Source organism: Blautia sp. HCN-20427 (genome assembly GCF_037890365.1).
Classification (GTDB): domain Bacteria; phylum Bacillota; class Clostridia; order Lachnospirales; family Lachnospiraceae; genus Blautia.
On sequence record NZ_JBBKBX010000021.1, the window covers coordinates 1 to 13,214 of the forward strand.

Consider the following 13,214-nt stretch of genomic DNA (forward strand, 5'->3'; position numbering starts at 1 on the left):
TGCTTGAAATAGATACAGAGTAGATATTTTTAGCTATAAAATTAGTGATTGGATTTACTATAAAATCAGAAATCCCGCACTGGCACTGGATAAACGCACGATTGAAAAATAATTAAAAAGTGGGTAGGAAAATATAACGAAATGTGATATAATATAGAAAAATAGAAAAAATATCAGAATAAATAGAAAACAAACAGGAGGTATAAAACTATGGCTGCCAATAAAACGATTGGAAATATTCCATTGGGTGAAAAAATGAATCTGTCTATAGCAGAAGCATCTGTTTATACAGGAATTGGACAGGTCACATTGAGAAAATGGTTAAGAGAGCCGGATTGTCCATTTTTGATTTGGGTGGGTCCGAAGAAAATGCTGGTTCGCCGACAGGAATTAGAGGATTATATTCATTCTAAGACTATGTTCTTTGACAAAGAAGAAAAGAAAAAGTAAAATACAAAGAAAAAACAGCTACGAATGGGCGTTCGTAACTGTTGGTTGGTTTATGGCAGAATGCATTTACAGCAAAATGCCTGCTTATCTTTAAACTTTAAGTTAATTATAGCAAAAAAATGTCCATAAATCAACCGATTTTCAAAATTTAATATAATTATGAAAAGGAGTTGAAAGCTATGGGAAATGATAGAATCTCAATTATGCATAGAGTAACAATGGAAACATTGGAAGATATTAAATCAAATATGCAAAGTGTGACACCGGAAGAAGTAAGAAATCAGATTATGGAAAATGTCCGTGGTGCTGTGAAATTGGAAAATGTGAATCGTGAAAAAGGAGAAAAAATAAGGCTTGCAGAAACCTTATTACCACAACAAGTCGCATGGGTATTAAACACATTACATCCAATTTGCTTAATCGAAACAATTGATGGTCGTAATGACGATACAGGTAACATTCTGGGATTGTATCAGGAAGATGGACTGGATGAAGGTATTTATATTACTTCCGAGGATGTATTTATTAAAATAGCGAGAGAATATCATCCATTTATTTCAACAGGTGACTTGAATGAAATGTTTGCTTGTTTGAAGGATTGTGCTCCACGAAAGCAAAAATGCAAAGCAAAAAACTTGATTGCCGTAAACAATGGAATCTTTGATTTTGACACGAAGCAATTACGTCCATTTACACCGGACTTGGTGTTTCTGTCAAAATCCAGAGTAAGTTATAAAGTAAATGTACAGAATCCAGTGATTCATAACAATGATGATGGAACAGACTGGGATGTAGAAAGTTGGATGGCAGATTTATCGGATGACCCAGAAGTTGTGCATCTGTTATGGCAAATCTTAGGGGCAATTATCCGACCGAATGTGGCATGGGATAAGACGGCTTGGCTGTATTCTGAATCTGGAAATAACGGAAAAGGAACCCTTTGTGAATTGATGAGAGAGTTATGTGGAAAAAAATCCTATGCAGCAATTCCACTTGCGGATTTCGGTAAAGATTTTTATCTTACACAACTCTTAAATGCCAGTGCTATTATCGTCGATGAAAATGACGTTGGAACGTATATTGATAAAGCTGCAAATTTAAAAGCAGTTGTTACGGGAGATGCTATTATGATTAACCGTAAATTCAAAGACCCGATTACTTATCAGTTCCGAGGATTTATGGTACAGTGCTTAAATGAAATGCCGAGAGTAAGAGATAAATCGGATTCTTTTTACAGAAGACAGATTTTCATTCCATTTACAAAATGTTTTACTGGAGTAGAACGAAAGTATATCAAACAGGATTACTTACATAGACAAGATGTATTGGAGTATGTGTTACATAAAGTATTACACATGGATTATTATGAATTGGATGTTCCAGCAAGTTGTCAACAGGCATTAAATGAATACAAGGAATTTAATGACCCGGTACGACAATTTGTTTCAGATATTTTTCCAGAATTACAATGGGATTTGGTTCCGTTTACATTCTTATATGATTTATACAAAGCATGGTACGTAAAGAATGTCGGAAGAAGTGACGTTGTTGGGAAACAGGTATTCATTAAAAATCTGATAGCTGTATTAGATGAAAATTCTGAATTTATCTGTGAGGATAAGTCAAAAAAATACAAACCGAGTACAAGAATGGACAAAGCAGAACCGCTGATTGCGGAATATAATTTACAGGATTGGATGAATCCCATGATGTCTGGTAGTCACGACATCGAGAAACGATGTCATCCTGTGTTACAAGCCAATTATAGAGGAATTATTAGAAACGATAATTAAAAGATGGAGACGGCACGATGTGCCGTCTCTAGTTAGGTGTCCAGCTACGCTGGACTTATAGGCTTTGCTTCGCAAAGCCGGACATAATACAGAAAAAGCTTAGAGGTAATGCTGTAAGAGCATTACTTTTTTGTGGAAACGAAGGGCGGTACCATTTTTGAAAACAAAAATGGTACCCGCAATCCCTGATGTACACTAGGATTTCTTAAAAAGTACCATTTTTCCATATATATTCTCTATAATATTACGCGGGTGTACTATTATCAATACTTTGTGTAATGTATTGATTTAGGTAACAAATATATATATTATAGGAGAGAAATGCTGGAAAAACGGTACCGAAGCACTTTTCCTAGTGTTGGTGCGGTTTTTCCGGTACCGTTTTTGTTTTCAAAAATGGTACCGAGAAATTTTACAGGCACTCCTCATTTCGAGATTTACTTTGTATTACTGCTTATTACCTGATGCTCTGCCCTCTGGGCAGAGCATCGTCTATCTTCCCCTTCCTTACAACTTTCCCTTTTAGAACATTAAGATTAAGCGAAGCAGAACAACGCTATGTTCTGCTTGATTACCCTTATTCACAGGCAAATACAATGTCAATGGGTCCGAGGACGGCGTAGCCCTTGCCATTTACATTGTATGTGGTCTGTGATATTGGATTTTTCTTTCTTGATAGGTTGACAAATAGTTATTCAGTATCTATTATATATCTATAAATAGATACTAAGTATATACAAAATAGATACTAAGAAAGGAGAATCTTATGAAAACAGTTGTCTTTGTATCAGAGAAAGGTGGAGTGGGAAAGACCCGTCTTTCGGATGAGCTGTATTTTTATTATACTCGTCAAGGTGTTCCGGCTTCTCTGTATTCCTTTGATGGACAGTATAAGAACCGTAATACAGATAAAAAAGTAGAACATCCAGATGTTGCGATTGTAGACACGCCGGGACGTATCATGGATACGAAAACGACACAGACCATTGAAGGTGCTGATATGGTGGTAGTTCCAGTACGTCCAACAGGTGGAAATATCGAAGCCTTTACTAGAACAATTGCTCTTGTAAAAGACCATGCGAATTGTCCTGTGATGATTGTAGTAAATGGAGCGAATCGGTTCAGTGCAACCACATCGTTTATGGAGTGGTTGGAAAAGTTTCGTACAAAAGAGAAGCTGGATGCCATTATGGTGATTCCTCAATCAGAAGTGTTGGTTCAGGCAGAAAATTATAGATGCTCTGTCAATGAAATCAACCGTACATCTCCAGCAACACAGGCAGTCAATGCATTGTGCGATAAAATCAGTGTTCTTACAGGTCTTCCAGTGGAAAAACGACAGACAAAGAGTAAGAAACTGGTTGCAAAATAGATATTTAATATCTATAATGTAGCTATATATAGATATTGAGTATTTACAATGAATGGAGAGGTACACATGGCAAAAAAAGATATGGCAAGTATGTTAGACAGCTTTGAAAGTGATACAACAAAGGAACATGATGATGCTGTGGCAGTAGCCACAGGACAAGCCGATAGTTCAAGGGCAACTGCTTTGGTTTCTATGACGAAAGCAGAGAAGGAAAGACTGACAAGTAAGGCAAAAGCACACGGTTTGAGCCTGTCAGCTTTTTTCCGTCTGGCTGCGGATGAATATATGGCAAATCATAATTGGTAAGAAAGTAGGATGAAAATATGGGACATACGTCTGAATATGCGGTTGAGAATATGTTTATTGACCGATTAGAGAGTCTTGGTTATAAATTCGTAAAAATGAACTCTTATGATGATGTACTGGCAAATTTCCGTACACAGCTTGCAAAATTCAATGAAAAAAAGTTGGCGGAAAAAGGTCATGCTGCATCATTTTCGGATGCTGAGTTCAATCGCATTATGATTCATGTGGATAATCATTCCGTATATGAATCAGCCAAAATATTACGAGATAAATTTGTACTAGAGTTGGACAATGGAGAAAGCGTATATATTGAGTTTTTCTCAGCAGATACAGACCGAAATCTTTATCAAGTGACACATCAGGTTACGATGGATAAAGCTCATAAAGATGATGTGGTGTATAAAAACAGATATGATGTAACGGTCTTGATAAATGGTTTACCTGTGGTACAGATTGAACTGAAACGTCCCGGTGTGGAAATCAACGAAGCAATCAATCAGATTAACCGTTATCGAAAATTCTCATTTAAGGGATTATTCCGATATTTACAGCTTTTTGTTGTGTCAAACTCTGTACAGACAAAATATTTCTGTAATGAGAATGAAATGGTAGATGGACAATACAATCCGATTTTGAAATCATTGGTTTTCTTCTGGACAGATGAAAAGAATGTACGTATCAATGATTTGAATACATTCACAGGAGAATTTTTCCGTAAGACAGCTTTGACCGAAATGCTGGATAAATATATGGTGATTAAGAGTACAGAGCCGATTCTTATGGTGATGAGACCTTATCAGATTTATGCAGTTAAGGCAGCAAAGAAGCGTGTATTAGAAGTCAATCAGAATGGCTATGTATTCGCTTGTACGGGTTCTGGAAAAACACTGACTTCTTTTAAACTGGCACAGCTTCTTCGAGATGAAGCAAGGATTGATTTGGTGGTATTCCTGATTGACCGAAAAGACTTGGATGACCAGACAGTAGATGAATACAATTCTTTTGAGAAGGATTGTGTTGATAATACGGACAGCACTTCGACGCTTATCCAAAGGTTAAAATCATCGAGCGAAAAGATGATTGTCACAACCATTCAGAAGATGGCAAATGCAGTCAAAAATCCGAAATATGCACCTGTGATGGATGCGTATAGAGATAAAAAGGTGGTATTTATTATTGATGAGTGTCATCGTTCTCAATTTGGAAAAATGCATGGACAGATTCAGAAACATTTTACAAAAGCAAATTATATTGGATTTACAGGAACACCAATTTTTGAAAAGAATAAAGGGGCAGATGGTCGTACAACAGCCGATATTTTTCATGCAGGAGATAAATTGGATTCCTGTTTGCATGAATACATGATTAAAGATGCGATTGCAGATGGAAACGTGCTTCGTTTCTCAGTGGAATATCAGCGTACTATTTTTGCGAGAAATCTTGCTGCAAAAGGGATTGACCCAGAACAGTTGGATGACCCAGAGTATTGCAAACGGCATAAGATTGACATGAGTCAACTGTATCATGATGATAAACGTATGGAAACCATTGCAAAGCACATCTTTGAGCATCATGAACAGCACGTACATCCACAGGGAAAGGATGTTTATACAGCTTTGTTTGCAGTAGATTCCATTCAGACCTTGGGGAAATATTATGATGAATTTAAGAAATTGAATGAGCAGGTTCCAGCAGATAAGAAGTTAAAAGTGGCTGCAATTTTCTCTTATCAGGCAAATGAGGATATGGATGATGGTTCTGACGAACATTCACAAGAACTTTTGGAACGCTGCATGGATGAGTACAATGGATTGTATGGAACAGCGTTTAAACTCGATACCTTCGATGCTTATAGGAAGGATATTGCAAAGCGATTAAAACAGAAAGACCTTCCACAAGTGGATATTTTGCTTGTGGTGAATATGTTTTTAACTGGATTTGATGCAAAACCATTGAATACGTTGTATCTGGATAAAAACTTGATTTGGCATTCTTTGGTACAGGCGTATAGCCGTACAAATCGTGTAGATAAGATGACAAAGCAGTTTGGGCAGATTGTGACCTATCGGAATATCAAACAGTGGCAGGATGATGCGTTGACCTTATTTTCTGGTGACGGAGACCCGAATGAATATCTGCTGGAAAATTATGATTATTATTTGAATCAGTGGATGAATCAGGAACCTGTATTGAGGAAAACTACGCCAGATGTGGACACAGCGGGGCAGTTAAAATCCGAAGATGAAATTCGTGATTTTATCATTGCGTTTCGTTCGATGGCAAAGACTTTGGCAACGTTAAAGACATTTTCAAAGTTTAACTGGGATGACCTTGCGGTTGTAATGGATGAGAATGAATACGAAGGATTCAAGAGTTGGTATTTGTATTACAAAGACCAAACGCAAAAACAGAATCCAGCAGTTCCAGTGCCAGTGGATGTGGATTTTGACATTGAGCTTGTCCGTACAGACCGTATCAATGTCGTGTATATTTTGAATCTGCTGAAAAATGCAAAATCTCATGCGAAAACAGAGGAAGAAAAACAGCAGGATGTAGATTTGATTTTACGTGAGATTGAACGTTCTGACAATGAATCTTTGCGACTGAAAAAAGATGTGATGCGAGAGTTTATTTTATCTCGATTCTATGAGTTGCCGGATGATGTAGATGTAATGGAAGCATTTGAACAGTTTGAGAAAGAGCAGATGCAGGCGGATATGGAAGCCTTTGCATTTGAAAATCAGATTGATTATAGCATTGTTTCGGAACTGTTTTCGGGTTATGTATTCAGTGGTACTGTTTCAGAAGATGAGATTCGTAAACGACTGACTGCATATAAATTGGGACTGCTGAAGATGACAAAGCTGACAAAGGCAGTAAAAGCTTTTGTGGAGGATACTTATAAGAAATACAGAGCTGAAGGAGAATAAACATGGGAGACAAAAATACATATCAGGCTCAGGCAAATGAGCTTTCTCAAACACTCTGGGCGATTGCAAATGAGCTGCGAGGACAGATGGATTCCAGTGAATTTAAGAATTATATTTTAGGTGTGATTTTCTATCGCTATCTGTCAGAGCGTACAGAGTTATATATGGCTGAGATTTTGGAAAATGATGGCATCACATACGGAGATGCCTTTGCAGATGAGGATTACAGACCTGTAGTAGAGGAATGGTCTTTATCGAAATTAGGCTATGTGATTAAGCCTGAAAACTTGTTCCGCAATCTGGTTCGCAAGATTACAAAGTTTCAGGATGATGCAGATAAATTTAGTGTAGAGGATTTTGAAAAGGCAATCAATGACCTTGTAGGTTCTACAATGGGGCATGAATCCAACAAAGCATTTGATGGATTATTCAGTGATATGCGTTTACAGGATACCCGTCTCGGTGAAACGGTTTCTGAAAGAACAGATATGATTAGCCGAGTCATGGTTCGGGTATCCGATATTGATTTTGATTTGCAGGATTCTCAGTTTGATGTGCTTGGTACGGCATATATGATTTTGATTGGATTATTTGCCAGCGATGCCGGAAAAAAGGGTGGAGAGTTCTTCACCCCTGCCGGACCATCAAAACTTTGTGCTACCCTTGCATCCTTGGGCTTGGATGAAGCGAAAACGGTTGGTGACTGTACCTGTGGTTCTGCATCCATGTTGTTAGAGGTACAGAAGCATTTGACGACACATAAGGTTGGTCACTTTTACGGTCAGGAGAAGAATGCAACCACATACAACTTATCACGTATGAATATGATTATGCATGGTGTGGACTGGCAGAATTTTGACATTTACAAAGGGGATACACTGGTAGATGACAAATATGGGGATGTAAAAATGACCGTACAGGTTTGCAATCCACCGTATTCTTTGAAATGGTCTTCGGATAAGAAATTTGAGGATGACCCTCGTTATTCTGGCGTTGGGAAACTGGCTCCGAAGTCAGCAGCAGATTTGGCATTTGTGGAACACATGATTTATCACATGGATGATGAAGATGGGCGTGTAGCAGTATTATTGCCACATGGTGTTCTGTTCCGTGGCGGAGCAGAAGAAGCCATTCGTAAATATATCATCAAAGACCTGAATCGTTTGGATGCCGTGATTGGTCTTCCAGCAAATTTATTCCACGGAACAGGGATTCCAGTTTGTGTATTGGTGTTAAAAAGCAAACGGAACGGCAATTCTGATAATGTGATGTTTATTGATGCGTCCAAAGAATTTAAGCCGGGAAAGAATCAGAATACATTAGAGCAGGAACATATTGATAAAATCGTAGATGCTTATGTGAAGCGTGAGGATATTGAAAAATTTGCTCATAAAGCAAAGATGAGTGAAATCATTGAAAATGATTACAACTTGAATATTCCGAGATATGTGGATACCTTTGAGGAAGAAGAACCTGTGGATTTGGTAGCTGTGAAAGCTGAAATTCAGAAATTGGATACAGAAACAAAGGATGCGATTGATAAAGCGGAAAGCATGATGCGGTTGCTGGGATTGTAAAGGAGATTGATATGAAAGTTGGACGTAATGACCTTTGTCCTTGCGGAAGCGGAAAGAAATACAAACACTGCTGTTTAAATAAGCAAGGTACATATATGAAAGATGGTGCGAGTGAAAAAGTAGCTATTCGTAACATTGTGAAGGAAAAAGGATATTCAGACAATATTGCAGATGTATTATGTAATTTAATGAGTTATATGAAAGCACAACAATGGATTGGTGCTTGCCATGCAACAACAGCAGTTATGTTTGTTGTGTTATCTGAGCTTGGATATAATCCAGTTTCATGTATTGGTGAAGTAAAAGATGATTATATGGGATATTTTGACCATTCGTGGATTGAATTAGATGGACAAATTATTGACTTAGCTTGTTCTATGACGTTATTAGATGGGCGTCCGGCTAATGCTCCTGTAATTTTGGGAATAGATAGCTATACGGGGGGAGCCTGTGATATGGAATACGGGATTTATTTTAGAGGATTGGATGCCAATGCAACATATATTACAAGTGTTTCATTTGGTGAATATATGGATGCATATCCTAATTTGAAAAATGGTCTTTGGGATATTGTGGGTATTATTCTTGATAAAAAGATTGATATCTCGGCTTTACGTTTGAAATATGGAAATACACAATGGAAATATGTATGCTCAAAGGAGGTGTAAATATGATTGCACCAAAATTGAGATTTAAGGCGGATGACGGAAGTGCCTTTCCAGATTGGGAAGAAAAGAAAATCAATGATATTGCAACATGTTTTGCGGGTGCAACACCGAGTACAAAAATTCCTGAATATTGGGAAGACGGTACAATTCAGTGGATGAGTTCAGGTGAAGTAAATAATGGACAAATTTTTGAAACTGAAAAAAGGATTTCAAAATTAGGGTTTGATAAGTGTAGTACAAAAATGGTGAAGCCGAATACAGTTGTGATAGCGTTGGCTGGACAAGGAAAAACAAGGGGAATGGTTGCAATTACAAGGACTTCGCTTTGTACTAATCAGTCGCTTTGTGCTATTGAAACAAATACTGATATTTGTGATGATTATTTATATCAATATTTGCAGTTACAGTATAATAATTTACGATTGATTTCCTCTGGTGATGGTACAAGGGGTGGATTAAATTTAAAATTGATTGGCAATTACAGTGTTTCAATTCCTTCTCTTTCTGAACAACAAAAAATCGCCGATTTCTTATCCACGATTGACACGATTATTGAAAAGCAACGGGCAACGGTATCGGCATGGGAAGAACGCAAAAAAGGCGTGATGCAGAAGTTGTTCAGTCAAGAAGTGCGATTCAAAGCGGATGACGGAAGTGACTTTCCGGATTGGGAAGAAAAGAAATTAGAAGAAGTTTCAAATAAAATTAAAGTTGGATTTGTAGGAACGTGTGATTGTTTTTACGTGGAGAAACACGGTGTTAAATTATATAGAACAGGAAATCTTATTGATGGAAAATTGGTTGACACTGATATGAAATATGTGACACGACAATTTCATGAAAAGAATAAAAAATCTCAATTAAAAAAATGGGACATTCTTATTGCACGACATGGAAATAGTGGACATGCTGTGCTGTATGATTCTGATGAGGATGCAAATTGTTTAAATATTGTTATTATTCAACCAAATTTAGATTTAGTAAATCCTCGATTTTTAACTAATAATATTAATTCGTCTGTTGTTGAGAAACAAGTATATCGTTTAAAAGGTGGAAGTACACAAGTGGTTTTGAATACAACAGCTATCGAAAAAATAAAAGTTTCAATTCCTTCTCTTCCTGAACAACAAAAAATTGCGGATTGTTTATCTGCATTAGATGCTGTTATTGAGAAACAGAAAGAGACACTGGAAAAGTGGCAGGAACTGAAAAAGGGATTGTTGCAGCAGATGTTTGTGTAACAAAACAAAATGTGGTAGAATGATATTCAGAACAACAACTACATAAAAAAGTTCATGAGCGAAAACTCAAAAGAAGGCACTTTGCATTGAGACTGGGTAAGACCTTCTGAGACAATCACAGGCGTGACAAACTGTGATTGAATGAGTACAGCTTGTCAAACATCAATACAATCTTGTGTTGTATTGGTGATGAAGAAAGCGGTGAACAGATGATGGAACATAAAGTTTCCTGACTCTGTTTGCCGCTTTTTATTTTTTGAAAAAAATTTAACTGATTGGAGGAATTTAATATGTCTACATTAAGAGATGTATCATTAGAACTGGCACGTATGGAACGTGAAATGAAGAAGAAAGAAGAAGAATATAACAAACAAAAAGCAAAACCTTTGGTTCAGAGTTTTTCAAATGTAATGGAGAACAATCCAGAATTTTGTGAGAAAATCATGCAATTCACGAAAGAAGATGTGCGTGCGATTGCAGGTTGGGTAATAAAGAACTTTGATACGATTGTACAAGGTGCAAAGCCTGAATTAGATGATGTTCGTGTTAAAAGAGAGAAGCGAACAGCGAAAAGAAAAGAAGCTCAAAGATTAAAAGAACAGAAAGAAGAAGCTGCAAGACAGGCTCAATTCAATGCGATTTTTAACGATACGTATGAAGACGATGATGAAGATGATTGGAGACGTGAACCGAGTTATGATACAGAAGAATATCCAGAAGAATTGAGACAGATGCATAATCAACAATACGGCTCTGGAAACTATCAGGGATAGCGTAACAGCGAAGCGTGCGTTAGCAAGGAAGGGGTCAAGGGGAAACTTTGTTTCCCTTGCAAGTAAGCAAGGCGAGTTCCGAAGGAACGAAGACTTGCGTTAGGGTTTGGGAGGCATCCGCCGACAAACCCTATACTTGCATATCTTACAAAGATACCGTTGGTGCCCAAAGTGCCCTACTTGAACTTAGGTATAACATTCACATGAACATGAAAATAGCATCCTTTAGGGATGCTGGCAGAATTATAACAGGAGATACGTGTGGAAGGAGCAAGGATATATGAGTGAAACAGCAACGAACAATAGCGTGCAGGGTGAAGAAACAGAGAAGGTAAATCTTGTGAAAATATCCGCACGCATCAATCAGAAGATTGACGATGTTATGCGTGAGATGGCGAAGGAATATGGCGTATCTTTTTCCGAAGTGGTACGACTTGCCATTGATGGACATTTGGAACAATATTTCGGAAATGTGCAATACATGGATGCAGAACAGGGAAAAGAAATCAGAATGAGATGTGCATTACTTGGAACAGAGATGCAACATATCCGAAATGAATTGAATAAGATTGGGGTAAACGTAAATCAGATTGCAAAGTGGAATAATATCGAAGCAGAAATTGTGCAATTAAAACAGAGTATGGCAGGTAAGACAGCAAAAGAGAGATACGAAATTGTAGAACGAGTTCAGTTCTTACAGAAGTGTCAAAATGAAATCTTATTGCGTGTGGTTCAGCCATCTGATATGGAAGAATATGTGCAACGATATGAGAGAGCCACCGAGGGGGTATCGAAAGCATTATGGCATATACAAGGGTAACCAGAACTGCAAATGGTAGAGGAGCACTTATGTATGCTGCTGGACATACAAAGGGACATAATGGACATGAACAACGAAATGCAATGGTTAGTTATGTGAACCTGTTACCCGGTGTTGACCCAGCAGACCAGATGCAGACGAGATGGAACAAAGCGAGAAAAAATCATACAACACAAGTGTTACGTATCGTACAATCGTTCAGTAGGAACGAGTTGAATCCAAATAACCCAGAAGATATTCTGACCGCTAACATGATTGGACAGGAGTTTGTTCAGAAGCATTATCCAAACAGACAGGCAATGGTATTTACACAGATAGATGGAAAGTCTGGGTTGGTACATAATCATGTAATTATCAGTGATACAGATTTGATTGCATCAAAGGGATGTACGAAAGACCAGTATTACTTTCCGAAGATTATGGAATGGACAAATGAGATTGCTGGACAATATATGGAATTGGATTTTGGAGACAAGACCGAAGATAAAACGACACAGACAGAACGTCATAAGCGTGAAGTTGGTGAGTATGTATGGAAGGATGATTTGAAATCCCGTATTACAGAATCCATGCAAGTATCCGAGACGGAAGAAGATTGGATTTCAAATCTTACAAAGTATGGTGTGAACGTGGAAGTCCATGATTCAAAGAAACGTGGAAAATATTATACGTATGAATTGATGGATACATCAAAGTTCCCAGAAGGGAAAAAGATTCCAGCAAATTTGAAATCAAGGTCTTATAAACTTGGTACAAGGTACGATGCAGAAGAAATTGAATCCTATTTTCTGAAAAAGGAACAGGAGTTACAGAAACAAAAAGAGGCACAAAGAGAAGTTCCAGAAGAAAAAGTGAGGAGACAGGAACCGAGAACGAAGTTACAAGAACAGGAACCTGTATCACCAGCACCAAAACCAGTACATCGGGTGAAACAGAAACCAGCTCAAAAGCCAGTAGCAAGACCAGCAATGCCGAAATCACAAACACAAACAAATAATATTGTTCGGCTCATGGGTGAAGACGATATTGATGATATGACGGATGTGGTAGATGAACCTGTATCTAGGGATAATAATGATTGGATGGCATTGGCTTTAGAACGGAAAATGCGTCAGGATGCAAAGAAGAATCGGGAAAAAACGCAAGAACGTTTAAATACAGTACGTCAAGATGCAAGTTATATGACACGTTTGCGGTCTTCGGATGTAGTTGCCCGGATTCGGAATGCTCAAAGAGAAGATGATAATTCACCAGATTTATAAGAAAACAAAACACAAGCATAAT

At 37.6% G+C, this 13,214-nt stretch carries 11 protein-coding genes; all 11 read left to right on the top strand.

Going from position 1 to position 13,214, the window contains the following annotated elements:
* Positions 1-210 precede the first annotated feature (210 nt).
* Positions 211-450 (top strand): excisionase, encoded by a 240-nt coding sequence (locus WKT17_RS12490; RefSeq protein ID WP_156354583.1) that lies wholly within the window; start codon positions 211-213, stop codon positions 448-450.
* Between the two features lie 179 nt (positions 451-629).
* Positions 630-2,243, top strand: a complete 1,614-nt coding sequence (locus tag WKT17_RS12495) for a DNA primase family protein (RefSeq protein WP_340273057.1) — start codon at positions 630-632, stop codon at positions 2,241-2,243.
* A gap of 766 nt (positions 2,244-3,009) precedes the next feature.
* Positions 3,010-3,615 carry a ParA family protein gene (locus WKT17_RS12500; RefSeq protein WP_317317095.1) on the top strand — a complete coding sequence of 202 codons (606 nt, stop codon included), beginning with the start codon at positions 3,010-3,012 and terminating at the stop codon, positions 3,613-3,615.
* Positions 3,616-3,681: 66 nt separating this feature from the next.
* A complete protein-coding gene (locus WKT17_RS12505; RefSeq protein ID WP_156354586.1) occupies positions 3,682-3,921 on the top strand; it encodes a plasmid mobilization protein in 240 nt (79 codons plus the stop codon).
* A 17-nt stretch (positions 3,922-3,938) separates the two neighbouring features.
* Positions 3,939-6,851 carry a type I restriction endonuclease subunit R gene (locus tag WKT17_RS12510; RefSeq protein ID WP_340273063.1) on the top strand — a complete coding sequence of 971 codons (2,913 nt, stop codon included), beginning with the start codon at positions 3,939-3,941 and terminating at the stop codon, positions 6,849-6,851.
* A 2-nt stretch (positions 6,852-6,853) separates the two neighbouring features.
* On the top strand, positions 6,854-8,428 hold the full coding sequence (locus tag WKT17_RS12515) for a type I restriction-modification system subunit M (RefSeq protein WP_340273066.1): 1,575 nt from the start codon (positions 6,854-6,856) through the stop codon (positions 8,426-8,428).
* 11 nt (positions 8,429-8,439) lie between these two features.
* Positions 8,440-9,096, top strand: coding sequence for an SEC-C metal-binding domain-containing protein (locus WKT17_RS12520; protein ID WP_340273068.1), 657 nt, complete (start codon positions 8,440-8,442; stop codon positions 9,094-9,096).
* Positions 9,097-9,098: 2 nt separating this feature from the next.
* On the top strand, positions 9,099-10,337 hold the full coding sequence (locus tag WKT17_RS12525) for a restriction endonuclease subunit S (protein WP_340273070.1): 1,239 nt from the start codon (positions 9,099-9,101) through the stop codon (positions 10,335-10,337).
* A gap of 290 nt (positions 10,338-10,627) precedes the next feature.
* Positions 10,628-11,110 carry a hypothetical protein gene (locus WKT17_RS12530; protein ID WP_340273072.1) on the top strand — a complete coding sequence of 161 codons (483 nt, stop codon included), beginning with the start codon at positions 10,628-10,630 and terminating at the stop codon, positions 11,108-11,110.
* A 280-nt stretch (positions 11,111-11,390) separates the two neighbouring features.
* Positions 11,391-11,930, top strand: a complete 540-nt coding sequence (gene mobC, locus WKT17_RS12535) for a plasmid mobilization relaxosome protein MobC (RefSeq protein ID WP_340273074.1) — start codon at positions 11,391-11,393, stop codon at positions 11,928-11,930.
* Positions 11,912-13,192 carry a relaxase/mobilization nuclease domain-containing protein gene (locus WKT17_RS12540; protein ID WP_340273076.1) on the top strand — a complete coding sequence of 427 codons (1,281 nt, stop codon included), beginning with the start codon at positions 11,912-11,914 and terminating at the stop codon, positions 13,190-13,192. The genes mobC and WKT17_RS12540 overlap by 19 nt, the downstream gene beginning before the upstream one ends.
* Positions 13,193-13,214 lie beyond the last annotated feature (22 nt).